The following is a 25,139-nucleotide window of genomic DNA, read 5'->3' on the forward strand; positions in this document are numbered from 1 at the left end:
GACTAAATCTTTAAAAAATAATAAATAATCATTATTGTGAAAAGTGTATCTGTTATAGGCACTGCTAAATTTGATTCTCATCTCTGTTTTGTTGCCGAAACAGTTGGCTCTATTCTCGCCAAAAAAGGTTTTGCCATTATATCTGGCGGTCTTGGTGGCATCATGGAATATGCCTTTAAAGGAGCAAAAAAAGAGAATGGGCTCACCATAGGGATAATCCCTTCTTACAATAAAAGTGAAGCTAATAAATACTGCGACATAGTAATTCCATCAGGCATGGGGCATGCAAGAAATATTTTGGTTGTTTCATCAGGCGATATTGTTGTTTCCGTTGGTGGTGAATATGGCACAACCAGTGAAATTGCAATAGCTTTAAAGCTCAATAAGCATGTAATAAGCTACAAATCCCCCATAAACCATGAAAACAACTTTATGGACGTAGATACCTTTATAAATAAAATAAAAGGGTTATTATGAGCTTAGAGTTTGATAACGAATTTGATAACTTGGATAATTTAGAAAATATTGAAAAAGAATTAAGCTCGGATGAGCTTGAAAGTATCTCTTTATATCTTAAAGAGATAGTACAGTTTCCTGCTCTCACAAAAGATGACGAAATAGAAATCGCAAAAAAAATAGAAGCAGGTGATAAAACAGCAAAAGATTTTATGATAAAATGTAACCTAAAACTTGTAGTCTCTATTGCAAAAAAATACAATAATCGTGGTTTACCTTTAATAGACTTGATAGAAGAAGGTAATATAGGTCTAATCAAAGCTGTAGAGAAATTTGACTATAGAAAAGGTTTTAAATTTAGCACTTATGCCACATGGTGGATAAGACAGGCTATTGAAAGAGCTATTGTAAATCAGTCAAAAATGGTGAGAATCCCTGTTCATATGAACGAAAATATTAACAAAGTTAAAAAAGCTACGGAAAAACTTAGGAAAAAATTGAAAAGAGAACCCACCCTTCTTGAACTCTCCACTGAATGTAAAATGTCCCTTCTTGCGATTCAAAAAACCCTTGATGCTATGTTTCAGGATACCTCCATTGATAACACTTTAAGTGAAGATGATACAAGCACACTTCATGATATTATTCCTATGGATGAAGAAAAAAGTGATCCTTTTAAAAAGGTTTTAATTGAAAAAAACAGAGAGCTAATTTTAAACTGGATAGAGTGTCTCACCCCCATAGAAAAAGAATTGATTACCAGAAGATTCGGCCTTCATGGAGGTGATGCAGAAACTCTAGAGACAATTGGAAAAAGGCTTGGAATTACAAGAGAAAGAGTGAGACAAATTGAAAAAAGAATACTCTCAAAACTGAGAAACCATCTAAAAACTAAAAACATAAATCTGGAGGAGCTTTTATGATCAAAACCCCCAAGGACGAACTAAACAGAAGATTAAATCTTTTTATCTCCACAATGTCAAAAATTGATCCAGAATGGGAATTAGCTGTTCTTTTTGATAAAATAAATATCTTTTATTTCACTGGTACCATGCAAAATGGAGTCCTTTTTATCTTTAAAAATAATGGTGCTCATTTTTTCGTAAGAAGAAATTTCGATAGAGCAAAAGAGGAATCTGAATTTGAAAACCTATATCCCGTAAAGAGTTTCAAAGACATCTTTTCATATTTTAAATCATTTCCAGAATCAGTATACATTGCAAAAGAAACTTTGCCTATAATTGTTTTTGAAAGATTCAACAAATATTTCAATTTCAAAAATATCAAATCATGTGACCTTGCTATCAACTACACAAGGGCTGTGAAAAGCGATTATGAGCTTAATTTTATAAAAAAAGCTGGAGAAATTCACAGAATAACAAAGGAAGAAATTGTCCCAAAAATTCTAGCGGTTGGTATGAGTGAATTTGAATTTGCAAGAGAACTGCTCAATCAAATGCTTCGTCTTGGGCATCATGGTGTCACTCGCATTAGAAGTTACAATGGTGAACTTTACCTTGGAAATATTTGTTTTGGTGAAAACTCCAACTATTACAACTCATTTGATGGCCCTGGCGGTATTAAAGGGGTTTGCCCTGCTGTTCCCCTCTTTGGCAATCCCGACACGATACTTGAAAAGAATATGCTCATCCATGTTGATACCGCATGTGGATATATGGGTTACTATACCGATAAAACTCAAATTTATGCTACGGGTAACCTGCCTCAACATGTTTATGATGAACATAAAAAATGTGTTGAAATTCAAAACAGGGTAGCTGAGCTTTTAAAACCGGGTAATACCCCCTCAGAAATTTATGAAAAAGTTATGTCAGAGATTGAAGAAGAATTTTTACCTGGATTTATGGGATACAAATCAAATCAGGTGAAATTTCTGGGGCATGGTATTGGCCTTCATGTGGATGAATACCCTGCCATCGCAAAGGGTTTTGACATCCCTCTTGTAGAAAATATGGTTATTGCAGTGGAGCCGAAAAAAAGTATCGTAGGTATAGGTATGGTAGGAATTGAAAATACATTTCTGGTAACTGAAAAAGGAGGGATATGCCTCACTGGTGATAATCACGAAATAATTAACGTCTAAACGAATAGTATGTCACTCGATTTTAACGAAGACTTCAAAAAAGCCTACGAGCTGGCCACAAACTCTGCAAAATCCTTGTTTATTACAGGAAAAGCTGGTACCGGTAAATCCACCTTTTTAAGGTATTTAATTGATACCTACAAAAACAATTTTGTTGTTCTTGCACCCACAGGAGTAGCTGCACTTAATGTCAAAGGGCAAACAATCCACTCATTCTTCAATTTCCAGCCAAACATCTCACCCCACAACGTGAATAATGTATGGGTGGAAAATCCTGAAATTTATCGAAGTATTGAGACAATAATCGTGGATGAAATCTCCATGGTAAGAGCAGACTTACTCGATTGCATGGATATCTTTTTAAGACGCTTTAAAGATAAAGATAGACCCTTTGGTGGAACAAAAATGATTTTCATTGGCGACCTTTATCAACTTCCACCGGTACTCACTTCCAGCAGCAAGGAAGCCTTTTTAAAAGAATACGAAAGCCCTTATTTTTTCGATGCAAAGGTTTTTAAAAAACTTGACCTTGAATTTATAGAATTTACAAAAATATACAGGCAAAAAGATGATTATTTTGTGGAAATTTTAAATAAAGTAAGAAACAACACCATTACTGAAGATGACCTTGCAATTCTGAACAAAAGGGTTAATCCCTATTTCAAGGATGATGATGGATACATCTATCTTACTTCTACAAACGATCTTGCCGAGAAAATAAATAATGAAAAGCTAAAAAAACTTAAAGGAAAAAACTACCAATTTGAAGGTATTATAAATGGAAGTTTTACAGAAGAAAATTTACCTACAGCAAAACTTTTGACACTTAAAAAAGGCGCTCAGGTAATGCTGTTAAACAATGATTCTGATGGAAGATGGGTAAATGGTTCAATTGGCTATATTGTGAACGTATTTGAAGATGATGAATTGATAGAAGTAGAGTTATTAAACGGAAACCGAGTAATGGTAGAACCATTCAGATGGAATATGTATCAATATTACTATGATAAAGATGAAAACAAAATTAAAACTCAAATAACTGGCTCATTCATTCAATTTCCCATAAAGCTTGCTTATGCCATCACAATCCACAAAAGTCAGGGTAAAACCTTTGACAAAGTCATTATAGACCTTAGCCGCGGCATTTTTTCCCCCGGCCAGCTTTACGTTGCACTGAGCAGATGCACAAGCTTGGAAGGGATTGTACTTAAAAAGCCAATCAAAAAAGGGCATGTAATGCTCGATAAAAAAGTCATAAACTTTATGACATCTTTCCAGTATCAACTATCCGAAAAAAAATACCCTCTAGAAGAAAAACGTAAATTTTTAGAAAAAATGATTACAAAAAAACAACCCATAGAAATTGTTTATCTGAAAACGAAAGATGAAAAAAGTAAAAGAGTCGTCACACCACTTTCTGTGGGAGAAATGAAATATTCAAGTAAAAAATTTCTCGGTTTACGAGCTTTTTGCCATTTAAGAAAAGATGAAAGAGTTTTTCGAGTAGATAGAATTCTAGAAATAAAAGAAGAAACATACAAAAATTTTGATTGACAAATAAAGCACACTACTATAAATAAAGCAGTTCAAAAATTTAATAAGTGGCAGGTGATGGGAGTTTTATGTTTGCTACACTAAATGAGAAGTTGAATGCTGTCTTCAGAAAGATTAAAGGACAAGCAAGACTTACAGAAGATAACATTAGAGATGCTGTCAAGCAGGTCAGATTAGCCCTCCTTGAAGCAGACGTTAATTATAAAGTTGTAAAAAAATTTGTTTCAGCCGTACAGGAAAAAGCCCTTGGCGAAGAAGTATTAAAAAGCCTTACCCCCGATCAAATTTTCATAAAAATAGTTCATGACGAAATTGTTGAAATTCTTGGCGGTGATGAATCAGAAGCCAAGATAAAACTAAACCCCATACCTCCCACAAAAATCATGCTGGTGGGTTTACAAGGTTCTGGTAAAACCACCACAGCAGGTAAACTTGCCCGTTTTTTCCAAAAAAATAAAAAAGATGTCCTGCTTGTTGCAGATGATATATACCGTCCAGCCGCTATTGATCAGTTGGAAGTTCTTGGAAAACAGCTCAAAGTTGATGTCTTTGCTGATAGAGAAAAGAATGATGCTGTTACCATTGCCAATGATGCTGTAAAATATGCCAAATCTGCTGCTAAAGATGTAGTTATTATCGATACTGCGGGTCGCTTACACATAGACGAAAATTTGATGAATGAACTTATAAATATAAAAAATAGTATTCAGCCTGATGAAATCCTTTTTGTGGCTGATGCAATGACAGGACAGGATGCTGTCAATGTTGCCAAAACTTTCAACGAGATGCTTGGCATCACTGGTGTCATTCTCACAAAACTTGATGGCGATGCCAGAGGTGGTGCTGCTCTTTCCATCAGAGAAGTCACCGGTAAACCAATAAAATTCGTCGGTACTGGAGAAAAACTCGACGCATTTGAACAGTTTTACCCAGACAGGATGGCTTCAAGAATCCTCGGTATGGGAGACATAGTTACCCTAGTGGAAATGGCCCAGGATGCCATTGAAGAGGGAGAAGCTGAGAGACTTGCCGATAAGATCCAGAAGAAAGGGCTTGATTTTAACGATATGCTTCAACAGATGAAAATGATAAAAAGAATGGGATCCTTCGAAAGTATATTAAAACTATTACCTGGTTTTTCAGGTATGGGGCAAATCAACGTTGATGACTCTCAATTAAAAAGAATTGAAGCCATTATCAATTCCATGACCCCTCAAGAAAGAACAAATTATAAAATACTTAATGCGAGCAGAAAAAGAAGGATTGCAAGGGGTAGTGGTACATCTGTTGCTGAAGTAAATAGACTGGTTCAACAATTACAGCAAATGAATAAAATGATGAAAAGATTCAAAAAACAATTTGCTGGTAAAAATAAACTTGACAAAAACATGCTAAAAAATCTTTTTAGATAAAAGGAGGTGCTTTAGTGGCAACAAAGATTAGATTAATGAGAATGGGAAGAAAAAAGAGGCCATTTTACAGAGTAGTAGTGGCTGATAGCAGGGCAAAAAGGGATGGTGCATATATTGAGTCTCTCGGCTATTACAATCCACTCACAAACCCTGCTGAAATTAAAATTGATGCTGAAAAAGCGTTAGAGTGGTTAAAAAAAGGAGCAATACCAACTGATACGGCAAGAAGCCTATTGTCAAAAGCGGGAGTTATGGCTAAGTTCCATGAATACAAATTCCCAAAGAAAAGCTAATAGTGGAGGTGTAATGTGAAAGAGTTAGTAGAATTTATTGTTAAGTCATTCGTTGATAATCCTGACAAGGTAGTTGTTGAAGAAGTGGAAGGTGAAAAGACTACTGTTATCGAATTGAAAGTTGACCCTGCTGATCTTGGTAAAGTAATCGGAAGACAGGGTAGAACTGCAAGAGCAATCAGAACAATTCTTGGTGCAGCTGGTATCAAGAGAGGCAAAAGAGTAGTTTTAGAAATCCTTGAATAAAAACAAAAGCCCTCGCAAAGAGGGCTTTATTTTTTCACTATGAAATATATAAAAATTGGCGTTATAAAAAATTCACACGGTTTAGATGGCGAAGTAAAAGTATTGCCCATAACGGAGCATCCAGAATTATTTGAGACACTGGATGTATTACTGTTATCAAAAAAAGGTGAAATTGTTAAGTCACTTAGAGTGGAAGATATAAGAACACACAATGAATACTATTTAATAAAGTTGGAAAATATTAATGATAAAGAAACGGCAAAGACTTTAAGCGGCCTCGAAATAATGTATCCCATCCATCTTTTACCTGAATTAGATGAAAATGAATACTACTGGTTTGAAATTGAAGGGTGGGAAGTTTATGACACAGAGGATAATTTTATAGGAACACTTGTGGATTATGAAGAAACAGGTACCGCTGAAGCATTCATAATAAAAGGGGAAAGTACCTACTATATGATATCAAACAATAAAGAACATGTTTTAAAAATGGATAAAAATAAAAAAAGAATAATTATTAACAGGGATGGGCTTGTAAGTGAAGATATTTAACATCCTTACCATATTTCCCAGTATGTTTAAATCACCCTTTGAGCTCGGTGTTTTATCAAAGGGGATTGAAAACTCTCTTTTTAAAGTAAACCCTATAAACCTGCGTGATTTTGCTGAAGATAAACACCAAATGACTGACGATTATCAGTATGGTGGTGGCGCTGGCCTTGTAATGAAACCTGAGCCCATTGTAAAAGCTGCAAGATATCTAAAAGAAAAAGAAAATTCTCACATTGTACTGCTCGACCCAAGAGGTAAAACCTTCAACCAGAAAAAAGCTGAAGAACTGCTGAAACATGACAGCATCACCTTTATCTGTGGAAGGTATGAAGGTGTAGATGAGCGAGTTAGAGAGCTTGTAGTGGATGAAGAGATTTCTATCGGGGATTTTATTCTTACAGGTGGTGAGTTTGCTGCAATGGTAATCATTGATGCTGTTGCAAGGTTAATTCCAGGTGTATTGGGTGATGAGAGCTCACCTGTAGAAGAATCTTTTACCTCAGGACTTTTAGAATATCCACACTACACTAGACCTTATGAATTTGAAGGGAAAAAGGTACCTGAAGTACTCGTCTCAGGACATCATCAAAAAATTAATGAGTGGAGACTAGAAAAATCTATAAAAATCACTTTACAAAACAGAGTTGATTTGTTAAAAAAGTCTGCTCTGGATAGTAATGTTTTGTCCAGAATTAAAAGTTTGCGTCGTCTGTACGTGGGTTTGCTACATTACCCCATGTACGACAAGGAAAGAAATATTGTAGCCACTGCCATAACAAATATGGATTTACACGATATTTCAAGGAGTTGTCGTACTTTTGGGGTAAAAAAATATTATGTTGTAAACCCTCTTGAAGCTCAACGGGAAATTGCTAAGAGGGTTTTGAAACACTGGAAAAAAGGTTTTGGCGCAACTTATAATGTGAACAGAAAAGAGGCTTTTGAAGTTACTGATGTAAAGGAAAGCCTCATTGAAGTGATAGATGAGATAGAAAAAAGAGAAGGTGAAAAACCGGTGCTGGTTGCAACCACTGCAAGAAAAGTGGAAAATGCAATCAGTTTTGATAATTTAAAAAGTCTTACTTTTCAAAAACCTGTCCTGTTGCTATTTGGCACAGGTTGGGGTTTTGCAGATGACATGTTTGACATATGTGATTATGTGTTGGAGAGAATTGAAGGGTTTGATGATTTTAACCATTTATCTGTAAGAAGCGCAGTAGCGATAATATTGAATAGATTAAATATAAATTAGGAGGATACATTATGAAAAATAAGCTTATAGAAGCTGTTGAGCAAGAATATACTGAAAGGCAGCTTCCAGAGTTTAGGCCTGGTGATACTGTAAGGGTATATTTCAGAATCGTAGAAGGGAACAGAGAAAGGGTTCAACCTTTTGAAGGCGTTGTAATTCGCATTCACAGAAATGGTGTATCAAGCACTTTTACTGTAAGAAAAGTTACAGGTAATGTTGGTGTTGAAAGAACTTTCCCTTACTATTCTCCGAGAATTGAAAAGTTGGAAGTAATTAGAAAAGGTAGAGTAAGAAGGGCTAAACTTTACTACTTAAGAGCCCTTAGAGGTAAAGCTGCAAGAATTAAAGAGAGAAGATAATAGAGGGGTTGAAGATGAAGACAACTTGGGCAAAACCAGATGTAGAAAAAAAATGGTATCTTGTGGATGCTGAAGGACAAACCCTTGGAAGATTGGCATCCAAGATAGCAAAAATTTTAATGGGGAAAAACAAACCTATCTATACACCTTTTATCGATACTGGAGATTTTGTTGTAGTTATCAATGCTGACAAAATTCATGTAACAGGAAAAAAACTCACTGATAAAATCTATTACAGACACTCAAGATATCTTGGTGGTTTAAAACAAAGAACATTACAAGAAATGCTTGATAAAAAACCTGAAGAAGTTTTAAGACTTGCTGTTAAAAGGATGCTCCCTAAAAATAGACTTGGCAGAAAAATGCTCAAAAAACTCAAAATTTATGCTTCAAGCGAGCATCCACACGCAGCTCAAAAACCAGAAAAGATAGAGCTTTAGGAGGCAATAAATGGCTGAATATTACTACGGAACAGGAAGAAGAAAAACATCCGTTGCAAGAGTATTTTTAAAACCAGGCAGCGGTAATATTACAGTTAATGGTAAAACTTTAGACGAATACTTTGAGCGTCCTACCCTTAAAATGATTATTCTTCAGCCACTTGAAACTGTGAATGCGCTAGGTAAATTTGATTTTTACATCACAGTAAAAGGTGGAGGTAAATCAGGACAGGCTGGAGCAGTAAGACACGGAATAGCAAGAGCTCTTTTGGCTTACAATGAAGATTTCAGATCACCATTGAAGAAAAAAGGTTTTCTTACAAGAGATCCACGTATGGTGGAAAGAAAGAAATACGGAAAACCAAAAGCAAGAAAGAGCCCTCAATTCTCCAAACGTTAAAAAATCTATTTTTATACAGGTTGGCACTTACAAAGTGCCAACCACATTTTTTTTGACAAATTATACTGACAACACCCTATTTTTTCTGATAAATATAAATAATATCTTGGAAATCTGGGAAAGAGTAAGGAAGGTATTTTTTTATCAATAAATATTTTTCATAATTTTTAAAAAAAATTACATTCCCAGATACATTTGGATCTTTATCCGCAATGATTACAAGGTAATTCCCTTTCTTCATCACATCAAAACAATTTATAAGAAAATTATCTTCAGGCGGCGGCCAGTTTATTAGTGCCACATCAGGATTCTCATCTTTTATTGTTTTAATAGCATCCTGTTTATAAACTTTTATAGGCTTTTCCGTTTCAGTCAATTTTTCCCATGAAAAATCATCCACAACCTTATCAATCTTCAATCCCATTCTGTTTAAATAATAGCTCACCCAACCGTTTCCTGCCGCTAATTCATAAATCCTTTTTTTCTTAAACGGCGTTAATATTCTTTTTAAAAAAACGGTATTCTCCCAACATAAAGGAAAATATGTATATCTAACATACTCTTGCCTTATCAAAACACCAACCTGAGATGGAAAAAGTTTAATTTTACTAAAAATTTTAACTAAGAAATATGATGTCACCAAATTATATTTGTAAAAAGTACAATAAAAATAACTTTCTAAATGTTTATAAAAATAATAATTATTACTACATAGAAAATATTCTATATGTTTTAAAACATTTTTCTGAAAATATTCATTAAACGATAGCAAACTTACCATTTTTATGCTATAGTTATAATTAAGATTTTTTTAACTCTTGTCAATAGGAGGTTTTTTATGCAAAAACTAATCAGAGTAGAACCAGAAAAGTGTATAGGCTGTAAGACCTGTGAACTGGCATGCTCATTCAAGCACACAGGCGAATTTTCTCCATCAAAATCAAGAATTGTGAATGAAGTTTTTCTTGAAGAAGGGATATTCATTACAGCCACCTGTATGCAGTGTGACGATCCTTGGTGTCTTAAAGCCTGTCCAAAAGGTGCCATTGAAAAAGACGCCATTACTGGTGTGGTGACTGTAGTTGACGATAAATGTGTTGGATGTAGAACATGTGTTAGCGCATGTCCATTCGGAATGATAAAATACGCTCCATGGAAAAAGAAAGTTGACAAATGTAACCTTTGTGGTGACGATTACCCTGAATGTGTAGCTTTTTGTCCGACAGGTTGTCTCACATATTCCGAAGAAGACACTCCTACAAGAACCAAAATAAAGAAATTTTTAAACGTATTAAAAGAAGGGAACTTGGAGGTGTAATATGTTTGGTGGATGGACTGGTAAAATATTAAGAATAAATTTAACTGATAAAAGCTACAAAATTGAAGACCTAAATTACGATTGGGCTAAGAAATTTATCGGGGGACGAGGCCTTGCAGTAAAATATTTTACTGAAGAGGTATCTCCGGATGTGGATCCTTTATCGCCTGAAAATAAGCTCATTATGGCAACAGGCCCACTAACTGGAACGTATGGTGCGGCAAACGGAAGATATATGGTAATTACAAAAGCACCTTTAACAGGTACCATCGCCTCATCAAACTCAGGTGGATATTTCCCTTCCGAAATGAAGTATGCAGGCTTTGATATGATAATATTTGAAGGTAAAGCTGATAAGCCTGTTTATGTAACTATCTATAACCAAAATGTTGAAATTAGGGATGCTTCACACCTCTGGGGAAAAACCACAGATGAAGTGGAAGATATCATCAGAGAAGAATTTCATGGTGATGCAAAAATAGCTTCCATAGGCCCTGCAGGTGAAAAGCTTGTAAAATTTGCTTGTGTTATGAACGATAAACACAGAGCTGCAGGTAGAAGTGGTGTGGGAGCAGTAATGGGAAGCAAAAACCTAAAAGCAGTAGCCATCAGAGGTACCGGCGGAGTGAAAATTGCCAAAAATGATGAGTTCAGAAATGCAGCTTTCAACGCTTATAAACTGATGAAAGAAGCTCCTGTCACTTCTCAAGGTCTTCCATTGTACGGTACTGCCGTACTTGTTAACGTGATTAATGAAAACGGTCTTCTACCTACAAAAAACTTCCAGTTTGATACCTTTGAAGGTGCCCAAGATATTTCCGGTGAAAAATTGGCTCAAACCTATCTTAAGAGAAACAAAGCCTGTATGGGTTGTATTATAGGTTGCGGTAGAGTAACACAATTAGTGGGAGAAGTGGTTAAAGAAGGTCCAGAGTATGAAACTATCTGGGCACTGGGTGCTGATTGTGGAGTCAGTGACCTTAAAGCCGTAACAAAAGCAAACTATATCTGTAACGAATACGGTATGGACCCTATAACAGCAGGAGCCACCCTTGCATGTGCTATGGAAATGTACGAAAAGGGGCTTATCCCTGATGCTGATGTTGATATGCCTTTGCGCTTTGGAGACCCAGAAGTTCTTGTTACTATGATAGAAAAGATGGCTAAAAGGGAAGGTTTTGGTGATAAATTAGCAGAAGGTTCTTATAAGTTATCTGAGATGTATGGTGATACTTATTATTCTATGTCTGTAAAAAAACTTGAGTTCCCTGCCTATGACGGAAGAGTGGCTCAAGGTATGGCAATAAACTATGCTACAAATAACAGAGGTGCTTGTCACGTAAGAGGATACCTCATATCTCCGGAAATATTGGGTATCCCCGAAAAACTCGATCCAACATCCACTGATGGAAAAGCCGAATGGTGTAAAGCATTTCAAGATGTAACATCTTTAGTGGATTCCAGCGGTATCTGTCTTTTCACAACCTTTGCAATCACAGCAACTCAGGTGACAGACTTCCTCAATGCAGCAATTGGATTTGACTATCCAGAAGAATACTACGTCCAGTGTGGCGAAAGGGTATGGAACCTTGAAAGACTTTTCAATCTAAAAGCAGGGATTGATCCAAAGCAGGATACACTACCAAAGAGAATTCTTGAAGAACCTGTATCTGACGGCCCTCATAAAGGTAGTGTAGCAAAACTTTCCGAAATGTTACCAAAATATTATGAAGTCCGCGGTTGGTCAAAGGATGGTATTCCAACCGAAGAAAAATTAAAAGAATTGGATTTGGCATAGGGTACCCCCTATGCCCCTTTTAAAATTTATTGGTTTACTTCAAAAAAAATATGGTGAAAAAATTTTTCTTAATTATGAGGGTAAGTTAAGCCTCATTTTGCAACGTATTATGGAAAAAGAAGATATGGAAAACGAATATCTTCAAATACTAGTTAATGGGAAATACACAAAAGATTTAAGTTTGCACATTAATCAAAACGATATTATTACACTATATATTATTGGTGGTACAGGATATCCCGGAGGATGAAATGAAAAAATACGATATTGTAGTCTTAGGTAACAGCGCAGCAGGCTTAAGTTTCATTAATACAATAAGAAAATATAATAAACCCCTATCCGTACTTTTGATAGACAGAGAAGAATATGCCGCTTACTCACGAGTACTTACCCCCTATTATATTTCGGGGAAAACGGATAGAAATGGAATATTCATTGTTGATAAAGAATATTATTCAAAAATTAACGTAGACACAATTCTTGGAGAAGCAGTTATAAATGTAGATTTTGAAAAAAGAGTTGTTACTACTGATAAAGGGAACGAAATCACTTACAACTATCTTTTTATCGGTTTGGGAGCAGAAGCTAAAAGAACGGGCTTTGAATCTGATAAAATCTTAAACCTCAGACATTTGGACGATGCTGATAAGCTCCACTATTTTTTTAACAATGCAAAATCGGTGGCAGGATTTGGCGCCGGGCTTGTCACAATTCCCCTGCTCTCGCATATGAAAGATGAAATTGAAAAACACCTCATCATCTCATCCGATAGGGTCTTTTCAAGGGTTTTAGATAAAGAAGCCTCTCAATTTGTGGAAGATGCCATGTTAAAAGCAGGGGTAAAAATCTATAAAAAGGATGACATAGTTTCTGCAAACGAGAAAAATGACAAAATAAACATTACTCTTAAATCAGGAACATCCATTGATGTGGATTTTGCTATCATAGGAAAAGGTGTTTCGCAAAATATTAAACTTTTCGAAAATACTCCTCTTGAAATCGGATGGGGTATCAAAATCGATAAATATTGCAGGACAAATATAGAAAATGTTTATGCCGGCGGAGATATTGCTCAAGATTTTGATTTTATTACAAAAGAAGATACCACTCAGGGTAACTGGATTACAGCAGTAGAACACGGAGAAATTGCCGCAAAACATATAGTGAGATTAAATGAAGCATATGAAGGTAGCCTAAAAAACAACACCACTGAGGTATTTGGTGTTGAGGTAGCAGTAGTAGGTTATTTTAAAGAAGATGTAAAGACTGTCACCTATTACAATAAACAGGGAAATATTTTTAGAAAAATATTTTTAGACGATGACGATACCATAATTGGCTGCACAATGATAAATGAGACTAATGATGCAGGCATATACTATGGACTCGTAAAAAGAAGAGTTAAATTTAACGATTTTTACAAACCGAACAAATTTCACAATTTTTCAAAAATCCACTACGCCACAACTTATTTAAAATAATACATATCTATTTTTTGAGGGCCTAGCCCTCTTTTTTATAGAAATAATTTTCTTTAGTTTCATAAATTAAGTATTATATTCTAATGTTTTTCAATGATTTGGTTTTGAATTCCAATTATAGCATCAAGTGCTTTTAAATAAGTCATACAAATTTTTAATTAGTTGCCGCTAAAAAAGCGGCAACTAATTTATAGTAAATGATTTATTTTAATTTTATCATAGAAATTCCCCCAGTTTTTTGGTAATTTATACAGGACATAAAGGGGGTAAACCCCCTTTAAATCCCTCGAACTTAAAGGGGAATACCCCCTTTAGAACCCCCGTTAAGAGGATAATACTGTAAATAATTGTTATTAATAAATTAGTTTTCTTAAAAAGAAAACCAATTTAGGGGATGAAAATTATATTATTACCTTAAGGATGTTGCACAATGCACAAATAAATATGCGGAAGATTAACTATATACTTAATATATTGATAATAAAGAGATTACTTCGCTGACGCTCCTCGCAATGACGATAATATTAACGTCATTGCGAGGAGCGTCAGCGACGAAGCAATCTCTTTGTTTTTCAATGTGTTACAAAAATAAATGAACTCCTGTTGTGCAATATCCTTACCTTATTTCATGTTTTTCATATGTATTGCATTTTTTTAACTTTTTGCTAGAAAACTTATTTAAAAATTATAAGATATTATTGATACTTAGTTCTCACTTTTTCAGTGAGAACTAAGTATTTTCTGTACTTAAAATAAAAAAAGCCGGGCAGATGCCCGGCTTTTCAAAACCCTGTTAAACAGGGAGATATTACATCATATCCATGCCGCCGCCCATTCCTGGTGCAGCAGGAGCTTCCTTCTTCTCTGGTATTTCTGTAATGAGTGCTTCTGTTGTCAACATTAAGCTTGCTACAGAAGCAGCATTCTGAAGAGCACTTCTTGTAACTTTAGTTGGGTCAATTACACCAGCTTTAATCATATCAGTGTACTCTTCAGTAGCAGCATTGAAACCAAAGTTTACATCTTTCTCTTCTTTAACTCTATTTACAACTACGCTACCTTCAAAACCAGCGTTTTCAGCAATTTGTCTAAGAGGATACTCAAGAGCTTTTCTGATAATTTCAACACCAATCTTCTCATCACCTTCAAGTTTCAATTCGTCAAGAGCAGTAAGTGCTCTGATAAGTGCTACACCACCTCCAGGAACGATACCTTCTTCTACAGCAGCTTTTGTAGCGTTTAGAGCATCTTCAACCCTTGCCTTTTTCTCTTTCATTTCAGTTTCTGTTGCAGCACCAACTTTAATTACTGCAACACCACCTACTAATTTAGCAAGTCTTTCTTGTAATTTTTCTCTATCATAATCGCTTGTAGTTTCTTCGATTTGTTTTTTGATCTGATTTACTCTTGCCTGGATATCTTCTGGTTTACCAGCACCTTCTACAATTGTAGTATTTTCTTTATCAACTACAATCTTCTTAGCTCTACCAAGATCGCTAAGTTTTACATTTTCAAGTTTCAAACCAAGATCTTCACTAATTACCTGACCACCAGTTAAGATAGCAATATCTTTCAACATTTCTTTTCTTCTATCACCAAATCCAGGTGCTTTTACTGCACAGCAGTTAAGTGTTCCTCTCAATTTGTTTACTACCAATGTTGCTAAAGCTTCACCTTCTACATCTTCAGCAATTATTAAGAATGGAGCATTCTGTTTTGCAAGTTGCTCTAAAATTGGAAGAAGATCTTTCATATTAGAGATTTTCTTCTCATGAATTAAAATGTATGCATTTTCAAGAACTGCTTCCATATTATCTGGATCAGTTACAAAATATGGAGATAAATACCCTCTGTCAAACTGCATACCTTCAACTACTTCAAGTACAGTTTCTGTAGTTTTGTTTTCTTCAATAGTGATAACACCATCTTTACCAACTTTTTCCATTGCATCAGCGATGATGTTACCGATTTCTTCATCATTGTTAGCAGAAATAGTACCAACTTGAGCGATTTCTTTTTTATCTTGAATTGTTTTAGAGATTTCTTGAAGTTTCTTTACAACAGCATCAACTGCTTTATCGATACCTCTTTTGATTTCCATTGGGTTAGCACCAGCAACAACATTCTTCATACCTTCTCTGTAGATTGCTTGTGCTAATACAGTAGCAGTTGTTGTACCGTCACCTGCAACATCACTTGTCTTGGATGCCACTTCTTTAACCATTTGAGCACCAAGATTTTCAAGTGGATCTTTAAGATCAATTTCTTTTGCAACAGTTACACCGTCTTTTGTTACAAGAGGAGAACCAAATTTTTTCTCAATAACTACGTTTCTACCTTTTGGACCAAGTGTTACTTTTACAGCATTTGCTAATTTATCAACACCTCTCAAAATTGCCTGTCTAGCTTCTTCACCAAATGTGATTGATTTTGCCATATTACCACCTCCTTATATTCTTAATTAATTACTTCTCAATGATACCAAGAATATCGTCTTCTCTCATGATAAGATATTCTTCACCATCAATTTTGATATCAGTACCAGCATATTTGCTGAAAAGAATTCTGTCGCCAGGTTTTACTGTAAGCTCAATCTTTGTACCGTTTTCTAAAACTTTACCAGGACCCACTGCAATTACCTCACCCTCTTGTGATTTTTCTCTTGCAGTATCTGGAATAATAATCCCTGATTCTGTTTTTTCTTCTACTTCGATCCTTTTTACAAGAACTCTGTCCTGAAGTGGTTTGATGTTTGCCATGGTTACCTCCTCTATTTTTTATTATTAGCAACCAACATTATCGAGTGCTAGCAGAGTTATATATATAAACTGCAATAAAAAAATCAAGAGTTTTTTTATAGAATAAACCGTGGTTACAATTTAGCTAAACTTTATACAGCCAAATTTAACTTTTGTATTGATATAATCTTAAATATGATTTATACATTAATTAATCACTAATTAAATAGGAGTCAAAATAATGGGAAAAACGCTATTGAAAAAAGTTTGGGAAATCCACAAGGTGGCAGAAATTTCAGGTGGCAGGGATCAATTATTTATAGGCTTGCATTTAATACACGAAGTTACAAGTCCACAAGCATTTTCTATGATACGTGAGCTGGGCTTAAAAGTTCTTTTCCCTGAAAGAACATTTGCCACATGCGACCATATCATACCCACCGAAGATACCTCAAGGCCTTTTAAAGACCCTCTTGCCGAAGAAATGATGCAAGCCATCGAAAAAAATACAAAAGAGTTTGGTATAAAATTCTTCTCTCCAGAAACAGGGAAACAGGGGATTGTTCATATTGTAGGTCCCGAATTAGGCTTAACACAGCCGGGGATGACTATAGCATGCGGTGACTCTCACACTGCTACACACGGAGCATTTGGTGCTATTGCGTTTGGCATAGGAACATCACAGGTAAGAGACGTTCTTGCGACACAAACCCTTGCTATGACACCGCTAAAAGTAAGACGTATTGAAGTAAACGGAGCACTCAAACCTGGTGTTTATGCGAAAGATATCATTTTATATCTTATAAAGAAGCTTGGAGTAAAAGGTGGTATAGGTTATGCCTATGAATTTGCCGGAAGTGCTATTGAGTCCCTTTCTATGGAAGGGAGAATGACTGTTTGCAATATGGCCATCGAAGGTGGTGCAAGGGTTGGATATATAAACCCTGATGAAACTACCTATAATTATTTAAAAGGAAGAGAATACGCCCCTAAAGGTAATGAATGGGAAAAAAGAATAGAATACTGGGAAAGTATCAAATCAGATCCAGATGCAGATTATGATGATATAAAACAGTTTGAAGCAAATGATATTGAACCCATGGTAACCTGGGGAATTAATCCAGAACAGTGCATATCAATAACAGAAAAAATTCCAGAACCTAAAAATGATGGTGAGAAAGAAGCCCTTGAATACATGAAATTCAAACCTGGCATGCCTATCAAAGGTGTCAAAATTGACGTAGCATTTATCGGTAGCTGTACAAACGGTAGGATAGAAGATTTGAGGGAAGTAGCTAAGTATATAAAAGGGAAAAAGGTTGCAAAGCATGTTAAGGCATTCATTGTCCCTGGGTCTATGGGGGTAAAACTTCAAGCAGAAAAAGAAGGTTTACATGAAATCTTTATGGATGCCGGTTTTGAATGGAGAAACCCTGGATGCTCCATGTGTCTTGCCATGAACCCTGATAAGCTTGTGGGGGACCAAATTTCTGCTTCAAGCTCAAATAGAAATTTCAAGGGAAGACAAGGTTCACCAACAGGAAGGACTTTACTTATGAGCCCTGTAATGGTGGCAGCTGCTGCAATTGCCGGAGAAGTGGCTGATGCAAGAGAAGTTTTTAATATTAAAAGTGGAAGTGAAGGTGGAGAGTAAAAGTGAAAAAACTCTTTACTTACATCCTTTTTTTCACCTTTCACATTCATTTCAAAATAAGGAGGAATCGTTATGAATTTGGGTGCAATTAAAAAGATAAGTGGACGGATTGTACCAATTGTGGGTGATGACATAGATACAGATAGAATTATTCCTGCAAGATACCTGAAATGCGTTACTTTTGATGGACTTGGAGAATTTGTATTTTATGATGAACGGTTTGACAAAAATGGCAAAAGTTTAAATCACCCCATTGACAATCCTAAATACAAAGGGGCAAATATCATTTTGTCTGGTAATAATTTTGGTTGCGGTTCATCAAGAGAACATGCTCCACAAGCAATAAAAAGGGCTGGTTTTGATGCTATTATTGCAGAGAGCTTTGCTGAAATATTTTTAGGTAATGCCACTACCTTAGGGATTGTATGTATAACCATCCCTGAGGAAAAAATTGACGAAATAAAATCTATAGTAGAAGCTAACCCTGAAGCAGAGTGTCACATTGACTTGGAAAATAAAACATTAAATATTGACGGTAAAAATTACAGTTTTGAAATAAAAGAAACAAATAGACAGGCTTTTCTAACCGGCACTTACGATAGTCTTTTTGAACTGCTACAAAACAAAGATAAAGTAATCAAACTCGAAAAATCATTACCTTACAGATTTGTATAAACAGCTGGATTTAAATCCAGCTGTTTTCCTTATTTCAAGCAATAAACTTCGCAATTTAGATTTTTTCTAATTTAACTGGAGTCACCCCATTTTTTACAAAACTTTGTTTTAATGAGTTTGTGGGAAAACATTTTTCGGGTTCAAGTTCCCATAAAACCGCCATGGATGGCGGTTTTAGAGGAACTTGTCTCGGAACAAAACTGGACGTTTTGTGAGAATGTTCCGTGTTAATTGTCAACCATTTTCTGTAACCTCTGTTAAATTTTTTAAATATTCTGGATCATATGGCCTACCGTTTTTTAATACACCAAATATTTGCCTTATCAATTTATTCGCTACTGCTATTATCGCCAATTTCTTCGCTTTACCTGATGATAAAAGCCTTCTATACAAATTTGAACAAAATTTATTATACCGTATCGCTGACAATGAACATACAAACAATATCTTCCTTATATAAGCATTTCCTCTCCTTGATATATGTCCCCTTCCCCTTACAGATGTCCCAGATTCCCTAATAGAAGGACACAAACCTATATAACTAACAACCTCCTTCGCCCTCTTGAAATTACGAAAACACTCCAATTTGCCCAACACTATCGACGCTAACTTCATACCTACTCCAGGAATACTCATAACTAACTCATATTCCTCTCTATAACGACTTTTCAACAAAACCTCTAGTTCCTGCTCCAATTTCTTAATCTTGCTCTTATAGGCGGAAATTACATCTTTATAACACGATATAACCTCTTCTTGTTCATATGGCAATTGGCTAAATCCCTCTATCTGATTATTCAATCTATTTATCTGAGATTGAAAATCCTCTATTGCTTTTAAACGACTATCTATCTCATAATATAATTCATCCTTAGGTTTAAATCTCCATTTATAACCATATTCCAGCCCATATTCCGCTATCAATTTGGAATCCGATTTGTCTGTCTTTGCCTTCCTTAAATTCATATCTGAATATTTCTTTATTGACATCGGATTAGCTACACTTACTTCGTAACCTAACTCCCTACTCAAATGGGTGGCTAATTTTAAATGATATACTCCTGTACTTTCCATCATAAAAAGTACTTTCGACCAATCTACTCCTTTTACTTTCTTAAGAAAATCTTTAGTAAAAGATCTTACACTATTGCTCGTCTCGTAATACTTGTGCGTAGATCCATCATAAAAACTTATTGACAATGTCGACTTTGATACATCAATACCTACCACATTTTCAAATCTTCTCATTTTATAATGTCTCCTATATTTTTTCTTGAGCTTTGCTTCCCTTTATACTATCATCGCAACATAATACAGGCTCGTAGCCTAATGTTCCGTCCAGTATTTGGAAAGCTGAAGGTGGGGACAACATTCTCAACGGTTTCTTACAACCAATGAGAAAAATGTCCTTGTTCACCTTCAGTGCTCCATACATTACATAACCTTTTTTTAACTCTTTGTTAATTGTTTATTCCATATTTCTAATATACGATGAGAAAAATGTTTTCCCACAAACAATTCAACATAATTTATTGATATATAATTATAATTCAAAACAGCCTCCGAAAAAATGGGGTGACACCAGTAATTTAACTATTGACAATTTAAATTTTTACTAGATTAAAAGCATTTTTTCCTTGAAAAATTGCTTTTCTCTAATATATAACAATTCAAACTTTTTTATAGGGGGTATTATGTCTTTTTATATGTTAGAAATCGGTACCGAAGAAATTCCTGCCTCATTCATCAATCCAGCAGCTGATTATTTGAAAAATAAAACATCGGAAGAATTAGAAAAAAACAGAATAAAATTCAATAGCATTATATCTGGCGGAACACCAAGAAGGCTTTATCTTTACATAGATGGTATTGAGGATAAACAAGCAGATTTAAAAGAAGAAATAGTTGGTCCCCCTGCAAATATTGCATTTGATGAAAATGGAAATCTTACAAAAGCTGGTATAGGTTTTGCAAAATCAAGAGGTCTTGATATAGCTTCTTTAAAAAAAGTAACCACAGAAAAAGGGGAATATCTTGCAGGTATTAAACAGGTAGCTGGTGAAGAGACCACAAAAATATTGCCTGATTTAATCGTCAAGATTATCAGAAATATTCCCTTCCCAAAGAGCATGAAGTGGGGAACAAAAAAATTCAGATTTGCAAGACCTGTACACTGGTTTTTATCTATTTACAATGGAGATATATTACCTTTTGAAATAGATGGAATTAAAGCATCAAATTACACTTACGGCCATAGATTTATGGCCAGAGAAAAAATAATAATTTCAAATTTTGATGATTATAAAACAAAATTAAACAATGCCTTTGTTATTATAGATTTTGAAGAAAGAAAAAAGATTATAAATGATGCCCTTAACTCCTTTGGTAACGTAGTAATTGACGAAGAACTCCTTAACACTGTAACAAACCTTGTAGAATATCCGCACCCAGTTATGGGACACTTTCCAGAAGACTTTCTAAAATTGCCCAAAGAAGTACTTGTAACTTCAATGAAAAGTCATCAAAAGTACTTTTATGTAGTGGATGATAACGGTAAAATAACCAATAAATTCGTAGGTATATCAAATACAAAACCAAAAGATGATTCTCTGATCAGAACAGGTTATGAAAGAGTATTAAAAGCAAGACTCAATGACGCCATGTTTTTCTTTGAAAATGATAAAAAAATCCCTCTATCTGAAAGGGTAGAACAGTTAAAAAGTGTAATTTATCAGGAAAAACTTGGGACATCCTATGAAAAAATGCAGCGATTTAGAAAAATTGCAAATTACCTTGCGATGGCATTGAACCCCTCAGCAAAAGAAACAACCGATAGAGCTGCATACCTTTGCAAAGGGGACTTGATGACGGAAATGGTATATGAATTCCCCGAATTACAAGGGATTATGGGAAGAGAATACGCTCTTATACAGGGTGAAAATGAAATTGTGGCAAAAGCTATTTATGAACATTATCTGCCACGATTTGCCGGTGACGATTTGCCCGAAACTGATGAAGGCTCTTTTGTATCTATAGCGGATAAAATCGATACAATCGTGGGCTGTTTTATAATCGGTCTTATCCCTTCAGGTAATAACGACCCTTATGCCCTCAGAAGAAACGCCATCGGTATTATAAATATCATTTTAAATAAAAATTATAAATTAGACCTAAATGACCTAATCAATGTAGCAATGGAAAATTATAAAGAAAAACTTAAGTTTGACCAAGATGAAATCTTAAAACTTGTGAGAGAATTTATTCTCACTAGATCCAAACAAATAGCACATTCACAATACGGTGTAAGAAGTGATATTTTTGATGCAGTTACAAACAACTTCTCTGATATTGTGGTTATGTTCAATGCTGCTAAAGCATTAAATGAAGTTAGAGAGAAAGATGATTTTATAATTCTTTCTACTAGTTACAAGAGGATTTCCAATATCTTGAAGAAAAACAATTGGGAAATAACTGATTATAATCCCGAACTTTTCAAAGAAGAAGCTGAAAAAGAATTACATTCTCTAATGATTAATAAAGGAAAAGAAATAGAAGATTATATTAATAAAGAAGATTTTGATAAAGCCATAAATGTGTTACTGGAATTCAGAGAACCTGTAGATAAATTTTTTGATAATGTCCTAGTCATGGATAAGGATGAAAACATTAAAAACAATAGGCTAAGCCTTCTTGCATCTTTAAGAAACATCTTTAACAAAGTAGGAGATTTAAGTTATATTAATTAACATAAAATTAGGGGGTAAAAGTAATGAAAAAATACGTTTACTTTTTTGGAAATGGTAAAGCTGAAGGCAAGGGAGATATGAAAGATCTCCTCGGGGGGAAAGGTGCAGGGCTTGCAGAAATGACCAATCTTGGAATACCTGTTCCTCCAGGCTTTACCATTACAACTGAAGCCTGTATTGAATACTACAAAAATAATAAGCAATACCCAGAAGGGATGTGGGAACAGGCTTTAGAAGCTCTCAAAAGGCTTGAAGAAGCTGTTGGAAAAAAATTTGGTGATCCATCAAATCCACTTCTTGTTTCTGTTAGATCTGGAGCAAGAGTATCTATGCCTGGGATGATGGATACAATTTTAAACCTTGGATTGAATGATGAAACTGTAAAAGGGCTTGCTGAGATATCAAACAACGAAAGATTTGCTTATGACTCTTACAGGCGATTCATCCAGATGTTTTGCGACGTTGTTCTTGGTATAGAACACAACAAATTTGAAAGAGTTCTCGACAAAGTAAAAGAAAATAATGGTGCTAAATTTGATACTGACCTTGGTGCTGAAGATTTGAAAGAGGTTGTAGAACTTTATAAAGAACTTGTAGAAGAAGAGCTTGGAAGAAGCTTCCCTCAGGATACAATGGAACAATTGAGACTCGCTATCAATGCAGTATTTGAGTCATGGAATAACCAAAGAGCAATAACCTACAGGAAAATCAATAAAATTCCAGATGATTGGGGAACAGCTGTAAATATTGTTGCAATGGTCTTCGGTAATATGGGTAATGATTCAGGAACAGGGGTTGCTTTCACAAGAAACCCATCAACAGGTGAAAAAGAATTTTTTGGCGAATTTCTAATAAATGCTCAGGGTGAAGACGTAGTTGCAGGTATCAGAACGCCTGAGCCTATCGCAAAACTTAAAGAGCACATGCCAGAAGTTTTCAAACAGTTGGAAGAGGTTTATAAAAAACTTGAAAAACACTATAAGGATATGCAGGATATAGAATTTACCGTTGAAAAAGGGAAACTTTATCTTTTACAGACAAGAAGCGGTAAAAGAACTGCTCGTGCTGCAGTAAAAATTGCTTACGATATGTATAAAGAAGGACTCATTGATAAGAAAACTGCTGTATTGAGAGTTCAACCAGAACAGGTTGATCAACTTCTCCACCCAATGATTGATCCAAATGAAAAATATGAAGTGTTGGCAAAAGGTCTTCCTGCTTCTCCTGGTGCTGCAGTTGGTAAAGTAGTTTTTACTGCTGAAGACGCAGAACAATGGGCTGAAAGAGGCGAAGATGTAATTTTAGTAAGAAATGAAACTTCTCCAGAAGATATCGGCGGAATGAACGCAGCAAAAGGTATCCTCACTGTTACAGGTGGTATGACAAGCCATGCAGCAGTAGTTGCTAGAGGTATGGGGAAAACTTGTGTTGCAGGCTGTGGAACAATCAGAATCGATGAAGAAAATAAACAATTTGAAGTAGACGGTAAGATTGTAAAAGAAGGTGATTTCATAACCATAAACGGTTCAACCGGCGAAGTAATACTTGGTAAAGTAAAACTTATAATGCCAGAACTATCTGGTGAATTTGCTGAAATATTAAAGTGGGCTGATGAATTTAGAAAGCTCGGAGTAAGAACTAATGCTGATACTCCTAAGGATTCAGAAATTGCAAGGGGCTTTGGTGCTGAAGGTATTGGATTATGCCGAACAGAGCATATGTTCTTTGAAGGTAATAGGATAGATGCTGTAAGAGAAATGATTTTGAGTGATACAAAAGAGGATAGAAGAAAAGCCCTTGAAAAAATAAAACCTTATCAGAAGGAAGATTTTATTGGTATCTTCAAAGCTATGGATGGTCTTCCAGTAACAATCAGATTACTTGATCCACCTCTTCATGAGTTCTTACCTCACACAGATGAAGATATTGAGAAGATCTCTAAAGCTTCAGGTATCTCAACAGAAGCTCTGAAGAAAAAAGTGGAAGAACTCAAAGAGTTTAACCCAATGCTCGGTCACAGAGGTTGTAGATTGGGACTCACCTATCCTGAAGTTTATGAAATGCAGGTTTATGCAATTATGGAAGCAGCATGCGAATGTAAAAAAGAAGGAATTGATGTAAAACCTGAAATCATGATCCCTCTTGTAGGCCACTATAAAGAACTGGCAATACTAAAAGAAATGGTTGATAACGTAGCAAAGGAAGTTATGGAACAATATGGTGTAGAGGTGGAATACCTAGTAGGAACAATGATTGAATTACCAAGAGCAGCCCTTACTGCTGATGAAATAGCTCAGTATGCTGAGTTCTTCTCCTTTGGAACTAACGATCTTACCCAAACAACACTTGGTCTTTCAAGAGATGACTCTGGAAAGTTTTTACCATACTATGTGGAAAAAGGAATATACAAAGAGGATCCTTTTGTTTCCATTGATCAAAGCGGTGTAGGACAGCTTGTTGAAATGGGCGTGAAAAAAGGTAGAAATACAAGACCAGACTTAAAAACAGGTATTTGTGGAGAACATGGTGGTGATCCAGAGTCAATTTACTTCTGCCATAAAATTGGACTCAACTATGTGAGTTGTTCACCATACAGAGTCCCAGTTGCAAGACTTGCCGCAGCACACGCTGCGCTGACGGAAGAATAAAAAAGGGGCTTTT

The 25,139-nt window shown here is 35.3% G+C and carries 24 protein-coding genes; 20 read left to right on the plus strand and 4 right to left on the minus strand.

Annotated elements, in window-relative coordinates:
* Nucleotides 1-36: 36 nt before the first annotated feature.
* The 12 genes from FHQ18_RS05040 to rpsI all read left to right on the plus strand — a co-directional run bounded on the left by FHQ18_RS05040 (nt 37) and on the right by rpsI (nt 9,068).
* The gene (locus FHQ18_RS05040) at nt 37-477 is read left to right on the plus strand and encodes a TIGR00725 family protein (protein ID WP_149266078.1); all 441 of its coding nucleotides are present in this window, start codon (nt 37-39) and stop codon (nt 475-477) included.
* Complete coding sequence (locus FHQ18_RS05045; RefSeq protein WP_149266079.1) at nt 474-1,379, plus strand: sigma-70 family RNA polymerase sigma factor; 906 nt, start codon at nt 474-476, stop codon at nt 1,377-1,379. The genes FHQ18_RS05040 and FHQ18_RS05045 overlap by 4 nt, the downstream gene beginning before the upstream one ends.
* The gene (locus tag FHQ18_RS05050; RefSeq protein ID WP_149266080.1) at nt 1,376-2,560 is read left to right on the plus strand and encodes a M24 family metallopeptidase; all 1,185 of its coding nucleotides are present in this window, start codon (nt 1,376-1,378) and stop codon (nt 2,558-2,560) included. The genes FHQ18_RS05045 and FHQ18_RS05050 overlap by 4 nt, the downstream gene beginning before the upstream one ends.
* A 9-nt stretch (nt 2,561-2,569) precedes the next feature.
* Entirely contained in the window at nt 2,570-4,114 is a 1,545-nt protein-coding gene (locus FHQ18_RS05055; protein WP_149266081.1) for an ATP-dependent DNA helicase, read from the plus strand.
* A 68-nt stretch (nt 4,115-4,182) separates the two neighbouring features.
* Complete coding sequence (gene ffh, locus FHQ18_RS05060; RefSeq protein WP_149266082.1) at nt 4,183-5,526, plus strand: signal recognition particle protein; 1,344 nt, start codon at nt 4,183-4,185, stop codon at nt 5,524-5,526.
* 14 nt (nt 5,527-5,540) lie between these two features.
* Nucleotides 5,541-5,819, plus strand: coding sequence for a 30S ribosomal protein S16 (rpsP, locus tag FHQ18_RS05065; RefSeq protein ID WP_149266083.1), 279 nt, complete (start codon nt 5,541-5,543; stop codon nt 5,817-5,819).
* A 15-nt stretch (nt 5,820-5,834) separates the two neighbouring features.
* Nucleotides 5,835-6,065, plus strand: coding sequence for a KH domain-containing protein (locus FHQ18_RS05070; protein ID WP_149266084.1), 231 nt, complete (start codon nt 5,835-5,837; stop codon nt 6,063-6,065).
* Between the two features lie 39 nt (nt 6,066-6,104).
* Nucleotides 6,105-6,617 carry a ribosome maturation factor RimM gene (gene rimM / locus FHQ18_RS05075; protein WP_149266085.1) on the plus strand — a complete coding sequence of 171 codons (513 nt, stop codon included), beginning with the start codon at nt 6,105-6,107 and terminating at the stop codon, nt 6,615-6,617.
* A complete protein-coding gene (gene trmD / locus FHQ18_RS05080) occupies nt 6,604-7,869 on the plus strand; it encodes a tRNA (guanosine(37)-N1)-methyltransferase TrmD (protein ID WP_149266086.1) in 1,266 nt (421 codons plus the stop codon). The genes rimM and trmD overlap by 14 nt, the downstream gene beginning before the upstream one ends.
* Before the next feature lie 11 nt (nt 7,870-7,880).
* Nucleotides 7,881-8,228 (plus strand): 50S ribosomal protein L19, encoded by a 348-nt coding sequence (rplS, locus tag FHQ18_RS05085; RefSeq protein WP_149266087.1) that lies wholly within the window; start codon nt 7,881-7,883, stop codon nt 8,226-8,228.
* A gap of 14 nt (nt 8,229-8,242) precedes the next feature.
* Nucleotides 8,243-8,668 (plus strand): 50S ribosomal protein L13, encoded by a 426-nt coding sequence (rplM, locus tag FHQ18_RS05090; RefSeq protein WP_149266088.1) that lies wholly within the window; start codon nt 8,243-8,245, stop codon nt 8,666-8,668.
* Nucleotides 8,669-8,678: 10 nt separating this feature from the next.
* Nucleotides 8,679-9,068, plus strand: coding sequence for a 30S ribosomal protein S9 (rpsI, locus tag FHQ18_RS05095; protein ID WP_149266089.1), 390 nt, complete (start codon nt 8,679-8,681; stop codon nt 9,066-9,068).
* A gap of 76 nt (nt 9,069-9,144) precedes the next feature.
* Here the strand turns inward: rpsI and FHQ18_RS05100 are convergent, their stop codons facing one another.
* Nucleotides 9,145-9,849, minus strand: coding sequence for a hypothetical protein (locus tag FHQ18_RS05100; protein ID WP_149266090.1), 705 nt, complete (start codon nt 9,847-9,849; stop codon nt 9,145-9,147).
* A gap of 57 nt (nt 9,850-9,906) precedes the next feature.
* On the opposite strand from FHQ18_RS05100, the gene FHQ18_RS05105 reads away from it, so the two are divergent.
* From FHQ18_RS05105 to FHQ18_RS05120, 4 genes are read left to right on the plus strand one after another with little or no spacing between them, the layout of a single operon-like run.
* Nucleotides 9,907-10,386, plus strand: a complete 480-nt coding sequence (locus FHQ18_RS05105) for a 4Fe-4S dicluster domain-containing protein (RefSeq protein ID WP_149266091.1) — start codon at nt 9,907-9,909, stop codon at nt 10,384-10,386.
* A gap of 1 nt (nt 10,387) precedes the next feature.
* Nucleotides 10,388-12,184 carry an aldehyde ferredoxin oxidoreductase family protein gene (locus tag FHQ18_RS05110; RefSeq protein WP_149266092.1) on the plus strand — a complete coding sequence of 599 codons (1,797 nt, stop codon included), beginning with the start codon at nt 10,388-10,390 and terminating at the stop codon, nt 12,182-12,184.
* Nucleotides 12,185-12,194: 10 nt separating this feature from the next.
* Nucleotides 12,195-12,434, plus strand: a complete 240-nt coding sequence (locus tag FHQ18_RS05115) for a hypothetical protein (protein WP_149266093.1) — start codon at nt 12,195-12,197, stop codon at nt 12,432-12,434.
* Between the two features lies 1 nt (nt 12,435).
* Nucleotides 12,436-13,665, plus strand: a complete 1,230-nt coding sequence (locus tag FHQ18_RS05120) for an NAD(P)/FAD-dependent oxidoreductase (protein WP_149266094.1) — start codon at nt 12,436-12,438, stop codon at nt 13,663-13,665.
* 808 nt (nt 13,666-14,473) lie between these two features.
* On the opposite strand, the gene groL is transcribed toward FHQ18_RS05120, so the two are convergent.
* Together groL and groES are read right to left on the minus strand one after the other, a co-directional pair.
* Nucleotides 14,474-16,102 carry a chaperonin GroEL gene (gene groL, locus FHQ18_RS05125; protein ID WP_149266095.1) on the minus strand — a complete coding sequence of 543 codons (1,629 nt, stop codon included), beginning with the start codon at nt 16,100-16,102 and terminating at the stop codon, nt 14,474-14,476.
* 28 nt (nt 16,103-16,130) lie between these two features.
* Nucleotides 16,131-16,424, minus strand: coding sequence for a co-chaperone GroES (gene groES / locus FHQ18_RS05130; RefSeq protein WP_149266096.1), 294 nt, complete (start codon nt 16,422-16,424; stop codon nt 16,131-16,133).
* A gap of 220 nt (nt 16,425-16,644) precedes the next feature.
* On the opposite strand from groES, the gene leuC reads away from it, so the two are divergent.
* Complete coding sequence (gene leuC, locus FHQ18_RS05135; RefSeq protein ID WP_188020344.1) at nt 16,645-18,057, plus strand: 3-isopropylmalate dehydratase large subunit; 1,413 nt, start codon at nt 16,645-16,647, stop codon at nt 18,055-18,057.
* Nucleotides 18,058-18,129: 72 nt separating this feature from the next.
* Nucleotides 18,130-18,732, plus strand: a complete 603-nt coding sequence (gene leuD, locus FHQ18_RS05140) for a 3-isopropylmalate dehydratase small subunit (protein WP_149266098.1) — start codon at nt 18,130-18,132, stop codon at nt 18,730-18,732.
* Between the two features lie 234 nt (nt 18,733-18,966).
* Here leuD and FHQ18_RS05145 read toward each other — a convergent pair whose 3' ends face one another.
* The gene (locus tag FHQ18_RS05145) at nt 18,967-19,980 is read right to left on the minus strand and encodes an IS110 family RNA-guided transposase (RefSeq protein ID WP_149265152.1); all 1,014 of its coding nucleotides are present in this window, start codon (nt 19,978-19,980) and stop codon (nt 18,967-18,969) included.
* 446 nt (nt 19,981-20,426) lie between these two features.
* On the opposite strand from FHQ18_RS05145, the gene glyS reads away from it, so the two are divergent.
* Nucleotides 20,427-22,478, plus strand: coding sequence for a glycine--tRNA ligase subunit beta (gene glyS / locus FHQ18_RS05150; RefSeq protein WP_149266099.1), 2,052 nt, complete (start codon nt 20,427-20,429; stop codon nt 22,476-22,478).
* A gap of 23 nt (nt 22,479-22,501) precedes the next feature.
* Nucleotides 22,502-25,126, plus strand: a complete 2,625-nt coding sequence (gene ppdK / locus FHQ18_RS05155; RefSeq protein ID WP_149266100.1) for a pyruvate, phosphate dikinase — start codon at nt 22,502-22,504, stop codon at nt 25,124-25,126.
* Nucleotides 25,127-25,139 lie beyond the last annotated feature (13 nt).

The sequence above is a fragment of the Deferribacter autotrophicus genome (assembly GCF_008362905.1).
Classification (GTDB): Bacteria; Chrysiogenota; Deferribacteres; order Deferribacterales; family Deferribacteraceae; genus Deferribacter; species Deferribacter autotrophicus.